This window comes from Thermus brevis, from assembly GCF_026427635.1.
In the GTDB taxonomy this organism is placed as follows: Bacteria; Deinococcota; Deinococci; order Deinococcales; family Thermaceae; genus Thermus; species Thermus antranikianii.
Map to the genome: position 1 here is coordinate 887,477 of NZ_CP102606.1, position 15,748 is coordinate 903,224.

Genomic DNA, 15,748 nt, shown 5'->3' on the forward strand with positions numbered 1-15,748 from the left:
GGGAAGGCCGTGTGGGGTAACTTTTAGCGCCCGTCCCCGCGGCTTTGGGCCAGTTCCTTGAGGCCCCTGATGTCCTTTAGGATGATCTTGCCGTAGCCGGAGCGGATGTAGCCTTCCCGGGTAAGCTCCCCGATGACCTTGGTCACGGTTTCCCGCACGCTCCCCACCGCTGCGGCCAGCTCGTCGTGGGTGGCGCGGAGGACCAAGCCCTCCGGCTCCTCGTGGGCCAAGGGGGTTTCCGCCAGCTCCAGGATGGCCGCGGCCATGCGGTTTTTCAGGCGCTGGGTGGCCAGGCGCTCAATGCGCCGGTAGGACTCGGAAAGGGCCTGGGCCAGGCTGAGGAGCACCTGGCGGATCTCCTCGGGATGGGGTTCCTTGGGGAGGGGCTCCGCCACCACCTCGGTCACCGCCTCGGCGAAGTACGTCCGCTCCATGCCCGCCAAGGCCTCCTCGCCGAAGTACCCCCCGGGGCGAACCAGGCGCAGGGTGAGGGCGTTCCCCTCTTCATCCACCGCCTCGAGGCGCACGAGCCCCTCGAGGACCCGGTAGACCCGGTCCCGGGGCCCCGGCACCCCCGGGTACAGGATGACCTCGCCGGGCTTGAAGGTTACGGTTTCGCGGGCCTGGGTCATGGCTGCCTCCTTGCCCCTAGGCTAGCACGCCCTCCCAGTTTTGTAAACCTTTGGGTTACACAAATCGTCCCCGGCTACGGTTTTGGCAAGGGGCGTTTCCTCGCCACGGGAAGAAGACGGTCCGTAGCGATCTCGGCTTCCCTTCCCTCCCGCCTGGCCTTCTCCCTTTCCAGCTCCGCCCAGAAAAGGGCCATCTCCCACACGGCCTCAAGCCGCTCTTCCAGGGGCAAACTCTGCCACTCGCTACGGTCGTCTACGGGGGTGGTGAGGAAAAACCTACGGGCGATGGGCAGGATCCGCCCCATGGCTCCTCTTAATCCCCCAGGTACAGAATCCCTGCAGTCACCGCACGTTCTCCTTAAGCCAGTCCAGGTAGGGCCCGTGCCCCTCGGCGATGGGCAGGGCGATGATCTCGGGCACGGTGTAGGGGTGGAGGGAGAGAACCCGCTCCCTAAGCCGGGGGAAGGCGAAGGTGGTGGTTTTGGCGATGAGGAGGACCTCCCGGTCCTCCACCACCTCCCCCTGCCAGCGGTAGACGGAGGTAAGGCCCGGCACCAGGTTCACGCAGGCGGCCAGGCCCTCCTCCACCAGGGTGCGGGCCAGGGTGCGGCCCACCTCCTCGCTGGGGGCGGTGATCAGGACCACCTCCTCCATCACTGCTCCTCCTCCACGGCGAAGGCGCTCACCACCTCGTCGTCCTCGGGGAGGTTCATCACCTTGACCCCGGCGGTGTCCCGGGAGTACTGGCGGATATCGGCCACGGGGGTGCGGATGGCCAGGCCCTTCTTGGAAAGGACCAGGAGGTCCTCCGTGCCCCGCACCTTGAGGAGGGCGGCCAGGCGGCCCACCTTGGTGGAAACCTTATAGGTGATCACCCCCATTCCCCCCCGGCCCTGCAGGGGGTACTCGGCGAGAGGGGTGCGCTTGCCGTAGCCCCGGGTGCTCACCGCCAGGAGGTCCACCATCTCCCCGGGCTTCACCGTTACCAGGGAAACCACCCGGTCGCCCGGCTTCTTGAAGCGGATCCCCGTCACCCCCTGGCTGTCCCGGCCCGTGGCCCTCACCTCCTCCAGGGCGAAGCGGATGGCCTGCCCCTCCTCCGTGGCCAGGATGGCCTCGTCCTCGGGGTCGGAAAGGGCCACCCCGATCAGCCGATCCCCTTCCAGGAGGCGGATGGCGATGAGCCCCGCCGCCCCCAGGTTCTGGTACTCCCTTAAGGCGGTGCGCTTCACCAGGCCCCGTTCCGTGGCGAAGACCAGGTAGCCCTCCCCGTCCAGGCCCCTTACGGAAAGCAGGGCGGCCACCTCCTCCTCCTCGGCCAGGGGAAGGAGGGTCTTCACGTGCACCCCCCGGGCCTGCCGGCCCATCTCCGGTAGCTCGTAGACCTTCAGGCGGTAGACCCGGCCCCGGTTGGTGAAGAGGAGGAGGTCCTCATGGGCCTGGGCCACGAAGACCTGGATGGCCTCGTCCTCCTCCTTGGTCTTGCCGGCGATCAGCCCCTTTCCCCCCCGCCCCTGGGCCCGGTAGCTCTCCAGGGGAAGGCGCTTTAGGAAGCCCTGGGCGGTGAGGGTGATGACCATGGGCTCGTCCTCTATGAGGTCCTCAGGGTTGAAGCTTTCCTCGAACTCGGTGATCACCGTGCGCCGGGCATCCCCGTACTTCTCCTTGACCCTAAGGAGGTCCTTCTTGACCTCGGCCCAAAGCCGCCCCTCCTCCTCGAGGATGGCCTTAAGCCGGGCGATCTCCTCCATGAGCTCCCGGTACTCCTCTAAGAGCTTTTCCCGCTCCAGGGCCACCAGGCGTTGCAGGCGCATGTCCAGGATGGCCTGGGCCTGGATTTCGCTGAGGCCGAAGCGCTCCATGAGCCCCTTTCGGGCCTCGCTGGCATCCTGGGAGGCCCGGATCAAGGCGATGACCTCGTCGATGTGGTCCAGGGCGATGAGGAGGCCCTCCAGGACGTGGGCCCGCTCCTCGGCCTTCTTGAGGTCAAAGAGGCTCCGCCGGCGCACCACCTCCTTGCGGTGGTCCAGGTAGTGGCGCATGAGGGAGAGGAGGGGGAGGACCTTGGGCTCCCCGTTCACGATGGCCAGGAGGTTCACCGTGAAGGAGGTCTGCAAGGCGGTGTGCTTGTAGAGCTGGTTCAGGACCACCTGGGGGCTTGCCCCCCGCTTGAGCTCTATGGCGATGCGCAGGCCCTGGCGGTCGGACTCGTCCCTCAGGGCCACGATGTCCTCGATCTTCTTGGCCTTGACCAGGGCGGCGATCTGGGCGATGAGGCCCGCCTTGTTGACCTGGTAGGGGATTTCCGTGACCACCAGCATGGGCCTTTGACCCTTCTCCTCGATGCGCACCTTGGCCCGTACCTTGAGGCTTCCCCGTCCCGTGGCGTAGGCCTCCTGGATGCCTCTCCGGGAGAGCTTCCCCCCGGTGGGGAAGTCGGGGCCGGGGAGGTAGCGCATGACCTCCTCGAGGGTGATCCCGGGGTTGTCGATCATGGCCACGAGGGCGTCCACCACCTCGGAGAGGTTGTGGGGAGGAAGGCTGGTGGCCATGCCCACGGCGATGCCGCTCGCCCCGTTCACCAGGAGGTTGGGGATGGCGGAGGGGAGGACCTCGGGCTCCTTAAGGGAGCCATCGTAGTTGGGGCGGAAGTCCACGGTCTCCTTGTCGATGTCCAGAAGCATCTCCGCCCCCAGGGGGGAAAGCCTGGCCTCGGTGTAGCGCTGGGCCGCCGGGGGGTCCCCGTCCAAGGAGCCAAAGTTCCCCTGGCCATCCACCAGGGGATAGCGCAGGTTCCAGGACTGGGCCAGACGGGCCAGGGCGTCGTAGATGGCGGCGTCCCCGTGGGGGTGGTACTTGCCCATGACCTCGCCCACGATCTTGGCGCTTTTCACGTGCTTCCGGCCCGGGAGCACCCCCTCCTGGTAGGCGCCGAAGAGGATCCGCCTCTGGACCGGCTTGAGCCCGTCCCGCACGTCGGGCAGGGCCCGGTCCACGATGACGGACATGGCGTAGTTGATGAAACTCTGTTTAAGTTCCTCGGTGATCTCTACAGGCAGAACCTGGGACATAGCGCTCCTTGGGCGTTTCCGCCTCCTTTAAGTATAGCAACTTCCCCGCCGGGGCCTTCCCCAGCCAGGATGGGATGGGGCCCTAGGGGGCCCCCACCTCCAGGACCTCCGCCAGGTAGACCAGGGCCAGTTTGTAGGAAAGCACCCCGAACCCGGAGACAATGCCCCGGCAGGCTCCTGCGGTGACCGAGTGCTGGCGGAAGGGCTCGCGGGCGTGGAGGTTGGAGAGGTGCACCTCCACCACGGGAAGGGGCTGGGCCCGTATGGCGTCCAGAAGAGCGTAGGAGTAGTGGGTGAGGGCCCCGGGGTTAAGGACGATGGCCAAGAACCCCTCCCGATGGGCTTGCTGTACCCATTCGATCAGCTGCCCCTCGTAGTTGCTCTGGCGGAAGGCCACCCCTAGGCCCAGCTCCGCTCCCCAGGCCTCGCAGAGGGCTTCCAGCTCCTCGAGGGTGGTGCGCCCGTACACCTCGGGCTCCCGCTGGCCCAGAAGGTTCAGGTTGGGTCCGTTTAGGATCAGCACCATAGAGGCTCCTTTGCCCATAGGATAAGCCCATGCCCAGGTTCCTGGCCCTGGTGGTCCTCTGGCTTCTGGCCCTGGCCCAGGTGGGTCCCAATCCGCCCCAAAGGAGCCACCTGGAGGGGGCTACCCTTTGGCACACCGTGGCCCCCGGGGAAACCCTTTTTTCCCTTGCCCGCCGTTACGGCACCACGGTGGAGGAGCTGGCCCGCCTGAACGGCCTTAAGGATCCCAGCCACATCCGGGCCGGGCAGGTGCTCCGGGTGCGCCCCGGGGTGGAGGTGGCCCTGCCCAGGGGAAGCCTGGTTTATTTCCCCCCGATCCAGGGCCGGGCCTTTGCCCTCTGGGTGGAGGGATACACCCAGGGGTATGCGGAGTTCTTGGGGGTGCGCTACCCCCTGGTGCCCGGGGAGAAGGGCCTCTGGGCTCTTCTAGCCGTGGGAGCCCTGGTGGAGCCCAAAGGGTATCCCTTACGCCTGGTCCTCGAGGGGGAGGAAAGCCCTCTTACCCTCGAGGTGGCCCCGGGAGATTACCGCCGGGAAACCCTGGCCCTGACCCCATCCCTGGAGGAGCTTCTTAAGGATCCCGGCCTGAAGGCGGAGCGGGAGAAGGTGGTGGGGGCCTGCCCGAGGGAAGGGCCCTTGACCGTTTCCCGCTTCCTGAAGCCCCTGGAGGGTGGGCGCATCACCAGCGCCTTCGGTACCCGTCGGCGCTACGGCACCCTCTTCACCTCCTATCACGAGGGCCTGGACTTTGCTGCCCCCTTAGGCACCCCCGTGCGGGCGGTGGCCGGGGGGGTGGTGGTGCTTTCGGAAAGGCTAAGGGTGCGGGGGGAGGCAGTGATCCTAAGCCACGGGATGGGCCTTTGCACGGGGTATTGGCACCTTTCGGAAAGGAGGGTGAGGGTGGGGGAGAGGGTGAAAGGGGGCCAGGTCATCGGCCTTTTGGGGAGCACGGGGCTTTCCACCGGGCCCCACCTGCACCTGGAGGTGCGCCTTTTCGGCATCCCCGTGGACCCCGCGCCCTTCTTCCAGGGCCTTCCCTCACCCTAGCCGCAGGAGGGAGAGGACCTCCACGTGGTGGGTGAAGGGGAAGAAGTCGTAGGGCCGGGCGAAGGCCAGTTGGTAGCCACCCCCCACCAGCTCTCCCACGTCCCTGGCCCAGGTGGCGGGGTCGCAGGCCACGTAGAGGACCTCCCTGGGCCGGGACTCCAAAAGGTAGGCCCTCACCTCCGGGGAAAGCCCGGTGCGGGGTGGGTCCAGGACCACCAGGTCAAAGCGGCCGAGATTCCTGGCCTCCTTGGCGTCCCCCCGGTGGAAGCGCACGTTTTCTATGCCAAGCCGCCTCCTATCCGCCTCTCCCCGGCGCACGGCCTCCTTGCTGATCTCCACCGCCACCACCTCCTGGAAACGGGGGGCCAGGAGAAGGGAGAAAAGGCCGCTTCCCGCATAGAGCTCCAGGGCCCGTTTCCCGCCGGAAACCAGGTTCAGGGCCTCCTCCAGGAGTTCCCCCATGGCCAAGGGGTTCACCTGGCTGAAGCTTTCCACGCTCACGGTGGCGGTGAGGGGGCCGAACCGCTCCAGCAGGGTCCTTTCCCCGTAAAGGGGTTGGACCCTTCCCCGGAAGCGGCCCTTGGGGGAGGGTTCGGCCCAGACCACCCCGGCGAACCCCTCCCGCACCAGGGCCCTGGCGGGGCGCTTGAGGCTTTCCGGGTTGCCTCCGATGAGGCCGAGGAGCACCCGGCCCTCGAGGAGGCTTCCCCTTAAGGCCACCTCCTCCACCGGCAAGGGCCAGGTCTTGAGAAGGGAGAAGGCCCAGGCTAAGGGCTCGGCCAAAAGGGGGTCCTCCTCCAGCCGGAAAAGTTCCTGGGTCTCTGGCAGGCGGTAGGCCAGGCCCCCCAGGGGATGGCGGGCGTACTGGGCGGCGGTACGGTAGCCCAGGGGCCTGGGGGAGGGGTGGATGGGGGCCAGGGAAAGGGAAAGCCTGGCGATGCGCATAAGGGCGTCCTGCACCAGGCCTTCCTTCAGGGGAAGCTGGCTTTCGTAGGCTAGGGGCAGGTCGGCGGAAGGGGGGAGGGGGTGGGGGTAGCGGTCGGGACGGGGGGTGAGCACCTCCACCTCCTCCAGGAAAAGGGTTCCCTTGCGGCGCACGGGTTTTCCCCGCACCACCTCCCCCGGCAGGGCCCCCTTGATGAGGACGGCTCCTTCCTCGGTGCGGGCGAGGCCATAACCTCCCGGCACCAGCTTCTCCACGGTGAGAACCTTCACCCTTTCACCCTACACCAAGCCCACCAGCGCTAAGATGGAGGGGTGATTCGGGTACTGTTAGCGGACGATCATGCCCTCTTCCGCCAGGGGCTCAAAAGCCTTTTGGAGGCGGAAGGGGATTTCCGGGTGGTGGGCGAGGCCAAGGACGGTTGGGAGGCGTTAAGGCATGCCCTCGAGGCCAGGCCGGATGTCATCCTCATGGACATCCAGATGCCGAACCTGGATGGGGTGCAGGCCACCCAGGCCATCCTCAAGGAGTGGCCCGAGGCCAAGGTGATTATCCTCACCATGTACCGCCAGGATGCCTACGTTTTCGAGGCGGTAAAGGCAGGGGCCAGGGGCTACCTCCTCAAGGATACCGATGCCAGCGAACTCATCGGGGCCATCCGCCGGGTGCACGCCGGGGAGGTGCTCCTGGATGCCGATCTGGCCGGGCGGATCATCCAGGACTTCCGGGCCAAGAAGGAGTCCAGCCTTCCCCTCCATGCGGAGCTTTCCGAGAGGGAGATCCAAATCCTCAAGCTGGTGGCCCAGGGCTACACCAACCTGGAGATCGCCGCCGAGCTTCAGCTTTCCGAGAAGACCGTGCGCAACCGCCTCTCCGAGATCTTCCAGAAACTCCACCTGAACAACCGCACCCAGGCGGCCCTTTACGCCATACGGGAGGGGCTGGCCGGACCCGAGCCCCAGGAGTAGTGGACCCGGTGCGGCTTCTTCTGGAGCTCTCCCCCCTGGCGGGGGAGGGGGCGCGGGGGGAGTTCGTGGCCGCCCATCTGCCCAGGGCCCGAAGGGATGGCCTAGGCAACGTGTGGGCGGGGGAGGGGCCGGTGCTCCTCCTCGCCCATCTGGACACGGTGTTGCCGCCAAAGCCCCCGAGGCGGGTGGGGGAGAGGCTCTATGGCCCCGGGGTGGGGGACAACTCCAGCGGGGTGGCCGTCCTCCTCTCCCTTCCCGAGATGCCCGGGGTGGTGCGGGGTTTCACCGTGGGGGAGGAGGGCCTGGGGAACCTCAAGGGGGCACGGGCCCTGGTGGAAACCCTGGCTCCTGAGGTGGTGGTGGCGGTGGATGGGTACCTGCCGGGGGTGGTGGACCGGGCTTTGGGCTCGGTCCGTTTCCGGGTTACCCTTCTGGGCCGGGGGGGGCACGCCTGGGGGGACAGGGGGACCCCCAATCCCGTGTTTGCCCTGGCGGAGGGGCTTTCCCGGTTGCACACCCTTTTCAAGGAGGTGGGGGGGGAGGCCAGCCTGAACGCCAGCGGCCTTCGGGGGGGCGAGGCGGTCAACGCCATCCCCAAGGAGGCCTCGGCCTTGCTGGAGATCCGCGCTTTGGAGGAGGGGGCGCTTCGCACCCTCTACCACAAGGCCCAGGAGGTTCTGGAGGAGGCGGCCCAACTCCATGGAGTGGAGGTTTCCCTGGAGGTCCTGGGAAGGAGGCCTGCGGGAAGCACCGCCACGCCCAGGCTCCTGCAGGCGGCGGAGGTGGCGCTGGCCAAGATCGGGGAAAGGCCCCAGTTCCAGCCGGGTTCCACCGATGCCAGCGCCGCCATCGAACGGGGTATCCCGGCCTTGGCCCTGGGGGTGTACCGGGGGGGTGGGGCCCACACCCCGGAGGAATGGGTGCTTCCCCAAAGCCTTTGGGAGGGGCGGGAGGTGCTTCTGGCTTTTTTAAAGGCCCTTGGCGTAGGATAGGGCGTATGCGCGTGGGTGTCCTGAGGGGCTTCCTGTCCCGGCGATACCTGGGCTTTTGGGAAGCGTATTTAAAGGCCTTGGGGGTGGAGGTGGTGCGGGTGGAGGTGCCGCCTGCCCGCCACCAGCCCTACTGCCTGCCGGTGCAGGAGCTTTTGGCCCAGGTGGAGGCCCTGAAGGTCCAAGGGGTGGATTACCTGCTCCTTCCCAACCTCCAAGGAGGGGTGGAGTCGGAAAAGGGCGGGGGGCAGTGCCCGTGGCTTTTGGACCTCGAGGCCACCCTCCTCCGCTACTTTCCGGGGCTTCCCCCGGTGCTCAAGGTGCCTGCAGAGCTCTCCGAGCGGGTCCTAGGCCGGGCGGGGGAGGTGGGCCACCTCCTCACCCAGAACCCCATGCTGGTGGGGCGGGCCCTGGACCGGGTGCGGGGGCTTTTGAAACCTCCTCCTCCCCTCAAGACCCCCCTGGGGAGCGTGGGGGTGGTGGCCCAGCCCTACCTCCTCGAGGAGGAATCCTTCCGGAGGACGGTGGAGGAGGCCCTGGCCCGGGAGGGGCTCATCCCCTACTTCCCCGACCTGCCCCCGGAGAAGCTCAGGGAGGAGGGGGATAGGCTCCTCCCCATGGACCTTCCCACCGACCGGGAACTGGTGGGCATGGTCCACTACCTCCACCGCCTGGGCCGGGTGAGGGGTCTTTTGCTGGTGGTTTCCTACGCCTGTCCCCCCATTCCCGGGATCTTGCGCAAGGCTGTGCGGCGGCTTGCCAAGCCCCACCGCCTGGTCACCCTGGGGGAGGACTGGCAGGAGGCCCTGCGCTCCTTGAAGGAGGAGATGCAGGGGGGCTAATTACGGTGTGGCCGGGTCTTTTTTCTGCCCGCCCGGATTTGGGGTAAACTCATGGCTATGACCGGTTGGTCAGTCGCTCCCCTCCGCCGCCTGGGGGCCTACCTCTACCCTTACCGGGGGCGGTACGCCCTGGGAGTCCTGCTGGGCCTTCTTTCCATCTTCTTTTTCGTGCTGGGCCCCTACTTCCTGCGCCTGGCCGTGGATGCCTTGGGTCATGGCGGGCCCTACGGGCGCTACGCTTCCCTTTTGCTGGTTTCCGCCGGGATCAGCGCCCTTCTCTCCTTCTTCATGCGCCGGCTGGCGGTGGTGGCCAGCCGCCTGGTGGAGTACGACCTCAGGAAGGATCTCTTCCACCACCTTCTCCGCCTGGACCGCTCCTTCTACCACGCCACCCGGGTGGGGGACCTGATGAACCGCTTGAACAGCGATCTCTCCGCGGTGCGGGAGATGGTGGGGCCGGGGATCATGATGGGTAGCCGCCTTTCCTTCCTGGTCCTCCTGGCCTTCTTCTCCATGTATGCGGTGAACGTCAGGCTGGCCTTTTACCTCAGCCTGATCCTTCCCTTCATCGCCCTGGCCATGTTCTACCTCCTGCGCCTTATCGACCGCCGCTACCGGGAGGCCCAGGAGGCCTTTGACCAGATCAGCACCCTGGCCCAGGAGGCCTTCAGCGGCATCCGGGTGGTGAAGGGGTATGCCCTGGAAGGGCGCATGTTATCCCGCTTCCAGGAGCTGAACCGCATCTACATGGGCAAGAGCCTGGCCCTGGCCAAGGTGGAGGGGCCCATGCAGGCCCTGCTGGGCTTTCTCATGGGGTTTGCCTTTCTCACCGTCCTCTGGGTGGGCGGGGGGATGGTGGTCCGGGGGGAGATGAGCGTGGGCCAGCTGGTGCAGTTCAACGCCTATTTGGCCCAGCTCACCTGGCCCATTCTGGGCCTCGGCTGGGTGATGGCCATGTACCAGCGGGGTTTTACCAGCTTGAAAAGGCTTTTGGAGCTTCTGGACCGGGAGCCCGCCGTTCGCGACGAGGATCCCTTGCCCCTTTCCGTGGCCGATCTTTCCGGGGAGGTGCGCCTCGAGGGGGTGGGGCTTTGGCGGGATGGGCGCTGGCTTCTTAAAGACCTCACCCTCACCGTCCCCGAAGGCATGACCCTGGGGATCACCGGGCGCACGGGCTCGGGGAAAAGCCTCCTTGCCGCCCTCGTACCCCGCCTTTTGGACCCCACGGAGGGACGGGTTTACGTGGGGGGGTATGAGGCGCGGAGGATCCCCCTGGCCACCCTGCGCCAGGCGGTGGGGGTGGTCCCCCAGGAGCCCTTCCTATTTAGCGAAACTATTCTGGAAAATATCGCCTTCGGTTTGGAAACCCTGGATCGGGAGCGGGTGGAGTGGGCGGCGAGGCTTGCCGGCATCCACGAGGAGATCCTCGCCTTCCCCAGGGGGTACGAAACCGTGCTGGGGGAGCGGGGGGTGACCCTATCGGGTGGCCAGCGGCAGCGGGTGGCCCTGGCCCGGGCCTTGGCCAAGGGGCCCAAGATCCTCATCCTGGACGATGCCCTAAGCGCCGTGGACACGGAAACCGAGGCCAGGATCCTTCAGGGCTTGAAAGGGGTCCTGGGCCGCCAGACCACCTTCCTCATCTCCCACCGCACCGCCACCCTGCGCCATGCGGACTGGATCATCGTTCTGGACGAGGGAAGGATCGTGGAGGAGGGCACCCATGAAAGCCTCCTCGAGGCCGGGGGCCTCTATGCCGAGCTGGACCGCATCCAGCGCATGGAGGTGGAAGGGGAGGTGGAGGGATGAGCCAGGATGCCTCCCATAGGGAGCAGGAGGACGCCTACACCAAGGCCTTTGACCGGGTCCTCTTCGCCCGCATCCTCCAGTACGTGAGGCCCTACCGGGCCCAGGTGGCCTTGGCCCTTCTCTTCCTCCTCCTCACCACCCTCACCGCCGCCCTCACCCCCCTCTTCTTCAAGTGGGCCATCGACGGGGCCCTGGTTCCCAAGGAAGCCAAGCCCCTGGCGGAGCGCTTTGCCCTTCTCCTTTGGGTGAGCCTGGGCTTCCTCCTGGTGCGGGGGGTTAACTTCGCCGCCACCTACGGCCAGACCTACCTGATCCAGTGGGTGGGGCAAAGGGTGCTCTTCGACTTAAGGAGCGCCCTCTTCGGCAAGCTCATGCGCCTCCACCCGGGCTTTTACGACAAAAACCCCGTGGGCCGCCTCATGACCCGCATCACCTCCGACGTGGACGCCATCAACCAGTTCATCACCGGGGGGCTCGTGGGGGTCATCGCCGACTTCTTTACCATCCTGGGCCTCTTGGCCTTCATGATGGTCTTAAGCCCCAAGCTCACCCTGGTGGTCCTCCTGGTGGTGCCCGTGCTCCTCTGGGTCACCGCCTGGGTGCGGAACGGCATGCGCACCGCTTACCGGGAGATGCGCCTGCGCCTGGCCCGCTTGAACGCCGCCCTGCAGGAAAACCTTTCCGGGGTGGAAACCATCCAGCTTTTCGTGAAGGAAAGGGAACGGGAGGAGAAGTTTGACCGCCTGAGCCGGGACCTCCTTAGGGCCTGGGTGGAGATCGTGCGCTGGTTTGCCCTCTTCTTTCCCGTGGTGGGGTTCCTGGGGGATCTGGCGGTGGCGGGCCTCCTCTTCTACGGCGGGGGTGAGGTGGTGCGGGGGGTGGCCACCCTGGGGCTTCTGGTGGCCTTTGTGGACTACACCCGCCAGCTTTTCCAGCCCCTGCAGGACCTTTCGGATAAGTTCAACCTCTTCCAGGGAGCCATGGCCAGCGCCGAGCGCATCTTCGGGGTTTTGGACACGGAGGAGGAGCTCAAGGACCCGGAAAACCCCAAGCCCATCGCCCGCTTCCGGGGGGAGGTGGAGTTTCGCGAGGTCTGGCTGGCCTATACCCCCAAGGGCGTGGAGCCCACGGACAAGGACTGGGTGCTCAAGGGGGTTTCCTTCCGCATCGCCAGGGGAGAGAAGGTGGCCCTGGTGGGGGCCACGGGGGCGGGCAAGACCAGCGTGGTGAGCCTCATCGCCCGCTTCTACGACCCCCAAAGGGGCCGGGTGCTCATCGATGGGGAGGATGTGCGGAACTACCGCCAGGAGGACCTAAGGCGGCACGTGGGGATCGTGCTCCAGGATCCCTTCCTCTTCTCGGGCACCATTCTGGACAACCTGCGCCTTTTTGACGAGACCATCCCCGAGGAGAAGGTGGTGGAGGTGGCCCGGTTTTTGGGGGTGCACGAGGCCATTTTGCGCCTACCCCAGGGCTACCACACCCGGGTGGGGGAGAGGGGGGCAGGGCTTTCCACGGGGGAAAAGCAGCTTCTGGCCTTGGTCCGGGCCCTTCTGGCCAACCCGGATATCCTCCTTATCCTGGATGAGGCCACGGCCAACGTGGATTCGGAAACGGAAAGGCGCTTACAGGAGGCCCTCTACAGGGCCATGGAGGGGAGGACCTCCATTATCATCGCCCACCGCCTTTCCACCATCCGCCGGGTGGATCGCATCCTGGTCTTCAAAAAAGGGCGCCTGGTGGAGGAGGGTACCCACGAGGAGCTCCTCCAGAAAGGGGGCTACTATGCCACCTTGTACCGGCTCCAGTATGCGGAGGGCTAGGCCATGACCTACCGGGAGGCCACGGGGTGGCTCTTCGCCCAGCGCCGCCAGGGAGAGCGGGGCCTAAGCCGGATTAGGACCCTCCTGGAACGCCTCGGGCACCCGGAGGAGGCTTTTCAGGCGGTGCACGTCCTGGGCACCAACGGAAAGGGAAGCGTGGTGGCCTACCTGGAGGCGGCCTTCCGCGCCGCAGGGCTTCCCTATGGAGCCTATACCAGCCCCCACCTCATGGACTTCCGGGAGAGGATCCGCACCCACCGAGGGTGGATCCTCGAGGAGGAGGTGGTGGAGTTCGTGGTGTGGGCCAGGGGGGAGGCCTGGCCCGAGCCCCCGGGGTTTTTTGACCTCGCCACCGCCTTGGCCTTTCAGCATTTCCAAAAGCGGGGCGTGGCCTTTGCGGCGGTGGAGGCGGGGGTGGGAGGGGAGAGGGATGCCACCAACATCCTTCCCCGGGTGGCCCTCACCGTGCTCACCAACGTGGGAGAGGACCACCTGGAGGCCCTGGGGGGGAGCCTGGAGGCCGTGGCCCGGGAAAAGGCGGGAGCCTTCCGCAAAGGGGTGCCGGTGGTCACCGGGGCCAGGGGGGTAGGCCTGGAGGTGGTGCGGGAAGTGGCCCGCACCCGGGGAAGCCCCCTTTACCTTCTGGACCCCCTGGACCCTCTTTTTGCCCTGCCTGCGCCACCGGTCCTGAAGGGGGCCTTCCAGGAGGAGAACGCCCGGCTGGCGGCAGCGGCCTTGAGGCTCCTCGGATTCCCCGAGGAGGCCATTGCCCAAGGGCTTCGGGAGGCAAGGCATCCAGGCCGGCTGGAGCGCTTCCTTTTGGAGGGGGTGGAGGTGTACCTGGATGGAGCCCACAATCCCCCGGCAGCCCTGGCCCTTAGCCGGGAGCTTTCCGCCTACCATCTGGTCTTTGGGGCCTTTCCCCGGAAGGACGTGAAGGGGGTTCTGGCCCACCTCCTTCCCAAGGCCAGAAGCGTCCGCTACACCCGGGCGGGGGAGGGGGCCTTGGGAAGGGAGCTTGGGGAACCCTTTTTTGAGGATCCCTGGGAGGCCTTGGGGGAGGCCGTCAAGGCGGCGCAAGGGGATGGCGTTCCCGTTTTGGCCACGGGCTCCTTGTACCTGGTGGGCGCCTTAAGGGGTAGGCTACTCCCGCGCTTCGGCCAGGACCCGCCCTGAGGGATCGGTGAAGACCACGCGGCTCACCCGTTCCAGCTCCAGGATCACGTACGGGCTGGTGAGGGCCTGGGTGACGATGGCCCCGGGCCGTGGGCTTTGCAGGTTCAGGATGACCCGGGCGGTTCCGCCCGCATAGGTAACCCCCACCACCTCGAGGCCATACCCCCCGGTGGGCTTTAAGCCCCAGAAGAAGGCGGCCACGCTCCTCGTGCGGAAGTCCACGCTAGGGGCGGGTGGGCGGGGGATGCGGTTCGCCACCACCAGGTTCCAGACCTCGGCGAAGCGGGTGGGATTGTTGGCCAGAAAGGCCTTGGGCTCGGTTTCCTGGTAGGCGGCATTGGCCCCGCGTTCCAGGATGCGGTAGGCGGGAGGGGGTGGGGTCACCACCTCCACTCTAAGCCCGTACTGCACCTGCAGAGCCCCCACCCGGTAACCATCGGGGATGGGGTCAAAGGCCAGGGGCCTTAAGACGGGATCGGAAAGCTCAAAGACCACCACCTGCCTTCCCCCCCGCCGGGCCAGGATCTCCCGGAGGAGGACCTGGGTTTCCGTCCCGGTGAAGGCGTAGAGGTCCGGGGTCTGGTACTGGGCGGGCTGGACCAGGCTCCGGCTTTCCCCTTCCCTCAGGCTCCCCGTAAGCCTGACCCAGCCTACCCCGTCGTAGAACCAGGTGGCGCGCAGGTTGGCCTGGGCCCGGACCTCGAGGAGGCTCCCCTGGATTCCCCGCACCGCCTCGGCCAAGGGGCGGAGGGCAGGTCCCACCTCCCTGAGCACGGGATTTCCCCCCACCCAAAGGGCTCCCGGCACCGCCCAGAGGCTTTCCCCCGAGGCCTTTTCCAGGCGGAGGACCTGGGTGCCGAGCCGGACCTCCCGGGGCTCCCCGTAGAAGTAGGTCCAGCGCTCCGTGGCCTCAGGGAAGAGGAGCTGGGCCTCGGCCACCCGGTAGCCCGTGCCTTCCAGAAGCTCGCAGGCGCTGAGGAGAGGCAAAAAGAGCAGGAGAAAGAGGAAGCCTTTTCTCATGGTTCCATGATACCCCTTTGGAGCTTGCTTCCTTCTTAAGGCCGCCTTTAGCCTTTAGCGGCTTCTCGGGTCCAGGGCGTCCCTGAGGCCATCCCCCAGGAGGTTGAAGGCCAAAACGGTGAGCATGATGAAAAGCCCCGGGAAGATCATGGTCCAGGGGGCGTTCATGGCGTAGCCTCCCTTGAAGCTGTCGGCGATCATGGCTCCCCACTCGGGAGCAGGGGGCTGGGCCCCAAGGCCCAGAAAGCCCAAGGCGGCGGCCTCGAGGGTGGCGGTGCCGATGGACAAGGTAGCCTGCACCACCAGGGGGGCCAGGGTACCCGGGAGGATGTGGCGAAAGAGGATCCGTCCATTCCCCGCCCCCAGGGCGATGGCCGCCTGCACGAAGTCCAGCTCCCTTAAGGAGAGGACCATGGAGCGGGCCAGGCGGATGTAGACGGGCACCTGCACGATGCCGATGGCCAGCATGGCGTTTTGCAGGCTGGGGCCGGAAACCGCCACGATGGCGATGGCCAAAAGGGTTCCGGGAAAAGCCAGGAGCAGGTCGGCAAGCCAGCCGATGAGAAGCTCGGTCCTTCCCCGGTAGAACCCGGCCAGGAGGCCCAGGAGGGTACCCAGGAAAAGGCCGATGCTTACCGAGATCACGCCCACCTGGAGGGAGATGCGGCTACCGTGGAGGACCCGGGTGAAGACATCCCGCCCCAGGTGGTCGGTGCCGAAGGGGTGTTCCAGGGTGGGGGGCTTGAGCCGGTTCAGGTAGTCCCGGTCCGTGGTGGGGTCATAGGGCTTCAGCAAGGGGATGGACAGGGCCAGAAGGACCAGGAAGAGGGTCAAAACCAGGCCCACCTTGCCGGAAGGCGATTTCAGGAAACGCCGAAGAGCCTGACGGGTGGGGGTTTCCATGGG

General features: G+C 66.7%; 15 protein-coding genes. 7 read left to right on the top strand and 8 right to left on the bottom strand.

All coding sequences use genetic code 11. The features are described from left to right. Positions 1–23 precede the first annotated feature (23 nt). The 5 genes from KQ693_RS05065 to aroQ form a co-directional block, all read right to left on the bottom strand. Positions 24–632 (bottom strand): helix-turn-helix domain-containing protein, encoded by a 609-nt coding sequence (locus KQ693_RS05065; RefSeq protein ID WP_038030904.1) that lies wholly within the window; start codon positions 630–632, stop codon positions 24–26. Positions 633–706: 74 nt separating this feature from the next. After that, complete coding sequence (locus KQ693_RS05070) at positions 707–937, bottom strand: hypothetical protein (RefSeq protein ID WP_267262121.1); 231 nt, start codon at positions 935–937, stop codon at positions 707–709. 37 nt (positions 938–974) lie between these two features. Further along, positions 975–1,286 (bottom strand): divalent-cation tolerance protein CutA, encoded by a 312-nt coding sequence (gene cutA / locus KQ693_RS05075; protein ID WP_219760432.1) that lies wholly within the window; start codon positions 1,284–1,286, stop codon positions 975–977. Next, on the bottom strand, positions 1,286–3,703 hold the full coding sequence (gene gyrA / locus KQ693_RS05080) for a DNA gyrase subunit A (RefSeq protein WP_267262122.1): 2,418 nt from the start codon (positions 3,701–3,703) through the stop codon (positions 1,286–1,288). Before gyrA ends, cutA begins: the two co-directional genes overlap by 1 nt. An 82-nt stretch (positions 3,704–3,785) precedes the next feature. Further along, entirely contained in the window at positions 3,786–4,229 is a 444-nt protein-coding gene (gene aroQ / locus KQ693_RS05085; protein ID WP_026329047.1) for a type II 3-dehydroquinate dehydratase, read from the bottom strand. Positions 4,230–4,258: 29 nt separating this feature from the next. On the opposite strand from aroQ, the gene KQ693_RS05090 reads away from it, so the two are divergent. Then, entirely contained in the window at positions 4,259–5,275 is a 1,017-nt protein-coding gene (locus tag KQ693_RS05090) for a LysM peptidoglycan-binding domain-containing M23 family metallopeptidase (protein WP_219760429.1), read from the top strand. Here the strand turns inward: KQ693_RS05090 and KQ693_RS05095 are convergent. Continuing rightward, a complete protein-coding gene (locus tag KQ693_RS05095) occupies positions 5,267–6,490 on the bottom strand; it encodes a class I SAM-dependent RNA methyltransferase (RefSeq protein ID WP_267262123.1) in 1,224 nt (407 codons plus the stop codon). The genes KQ693_RS05090 and KQ693_RS05095 overlap by 9 nt on opposite strands. 42 nt (positions 6,491–6,532) lie before the next feature. Between KQ693_RS05095 and KQ693_RS05100 the strand changes: the two genes are divergently transcribed. Genes KQ693_RS05100 through KQ693_RS05125 form a run of 6 tightly spaced genes read left to right on the top strand, consistent with a single transcriptional unit; the run spans position 6,533 to position 13,822 of the window. Continuing rightward, a complete protein-coding gene (locus KQ693_RS05100; protein WP_219760427.1) occupies positions 6,533–7,186 on the top strand; it encodes a response regulator transcription factor in 654 nt (217 codons plus the stop codon). Further along, entirely contained in the window at positions 7,186–8,178 is a 993-nt protein-coding gene (locus KQ693_RS05105; protein ID WP_267262124.1) for a M20/M25/M40 family metallo-hydrolase, read from the top strand. Before KQ693_RS05100 ends, KQ693_RS05105 begins: the two co-directional genes overlap by 1 nt. A 5-nt stretch (positions 8,179–8,183) precedes the next feature. Continuing rightward, the gene (locus tag KQ693_RS05110; RefSeq protein ID WP_267262125.1) at positions 8,184–9,017 is read left to right on the top strand and encodes a hypothetical protein; all 834 of its coding nucleotides are present in this window, start codon (positions 8,184–8,186) and stop codon (positions 9,015–9,017) included. Between the two features lie 57 nt (positions 9,018–9,074). Further along, positions 9,075–10,823, top strand: coding sequence for an ABC transporter ATP-binding protein (locus tag KQ693_RS05115; RefSeq protein WP_267262126.1), 1,749 nt, complete (start codon positions 9,075–9,077; stop codon positions 10,821–10,823). Continuing rightward, on the top strand, positions 10,820–12,646 hold the full coding sequence (locus tag KQ693_RS05120; RefSeq protein WP_015716413.1) for an ABC transporter ATP-binding protein: 1,827 nt from the start codon (positions 10,820–10,822) through the stop codon (positions 12,644–12,646). The genes KQ693_RS05115 and KQ693_RS05120 overlap by 4 nt, the downstream gene beginning before the upstream one ends. Positions 12,647–12,649: 3 nt before the next feature. Then, positions 12,650–13,822: a bifunctional folylpolyglutamate synthase/dihydrofolate synthase gene (locus KQ693_RS05125; RefSeq protein ID WP_038030919.1), complete on the top strand. Its 1,173-nt coding sequence runs from the start codon at positions 12,650–12,652 to the stop codon at positions 13,820–13,822. On the opposite strand, the gene KQ693_RS05130 is transcribed toward KQ693_RS05125, so the two are convergent. Together KQ693_RS05130 and KQ693_RS05135 are read right to left on the bottom strand one after the other, a co-directional pair. Continuing rightward, the gene (locus KQ693_RS05130; RefSeq protein ID WP_267262127.1) at positions 13,790–14,842 is read right to left on the bottom strand and encodes a protease complex subunit PrcB family protein; all 1,053 of its coding nucleotides are present in this window, start codon (positions 14,840–14,842) and stop codon (positions 13,790–13,792) included. The two genes, KQ693_RS05125 and KQ693_RS05130, sit on opposite strands and share 33 nt — an antisense overlap. 54 nt (positions 14,843–14,896) lie before the next feature. Continuing rightward, on the bottom strand, positions 14,897–15,745 hold the full coding sequence (locus KQ693_RS05135) for an ABC transporter permease (protein ID WP_015716416.1): 849 nt from the start codon (positions 15,743–15,745) through the stop codon (positions 14,897–14,899). Positions 15,746–15,748: the final 3 nt, after the last annotated feature.

Excerpts from the sequence above, each read along its gene's own strand:
- KQ693_RS05065 (WP_038030904.1), bottom strand. The coding sequence starts at position 632 with ATGACCCAGGCCCGCGAAACCGTAACCTTCAAGCCCGGCGAGGTCATC.
- KQ693_RS05070 (WP_267262121.1), bottom strand. The coding sequence starts at position 937 with ATGGGGCGGATCCTGCCCATCGCCCGTAGGTTTTTCCTCACCACCCCC.
- cutA (WP_219760432.1), bottom strand. The coding sequence starts at position 1,286 with ATGGAGGAGGTGGTCCTGATCACCGCCCCCAGCGAGGAGGTGGGCCGC.
- gyrA (WP_267262122.1), bottom strand. The coding sequence starts at position 3,703 with ATGTCCCAGGTTCTGCCTGTAGAGATCACCGAGGAACTTAAACAGAGT.
- aroQ (WP_026329047.1), bottom strand. The coding sequence starts at position 4,229 with ATGGTGCTGATCCTAAACGGACCCAACCTGAACCTTCTGGGCCAGCGG.
- KQ693_RS05090 (WP_219760429.1), top strand. The coding sequence starts at position 4,259 with ATGCCCAGGTTCCTGGCCCTGGTGGTCCTCTGGCTTCTGGCCCTGGCC.
- KQ693_RS05110 (WP_267262125.1), top strand. The coding sequence starts at position 8,184 with ATGCGCGTGGGTGTCCTGAGGGGCTTCCTGTCCCGGCGATACCTGGGC.
- KQ693_RS05115 (WP_267262126.1), top strand. The coding sequence starts at position 9,075 with ATGACCGGTTGGTCAGTCGCTCCCCTCCGCCGCCTGGGGGCCTACCTC.
- KQ693_RS05120 (WP_015716413.1), top strand. The coding sequence starts at position 10,820 with ATGAGCCAGGATGCCTCCCATAGGGAGCAGGAGGACGCCTACACCAAG.
- KQ693_RS05125 (WP_038030919.1), top strand. The coding sequence starts at position 12,650 with ATGACCTACCGGGAGGCCACGGGGTGGCTCTTCGCCCAGCGCCGCCAG.
- KQ693_RS05130 (WP_267262127.1), bottom strand. The coding sequence starts at position 14,842 with ATGAGAAAAGGCTTCCTCTTTCTCCTGCTCTTTTTGCCTCTCCTCAGC.
- KQ693_RS05135 (WP_015716416.1), bottom strand. The coding sequence starts at position 15,745 with ATGGAAACCCCCACCCGTCAGGCTCTTCGGCGTTTCCTGAAATCGCCT.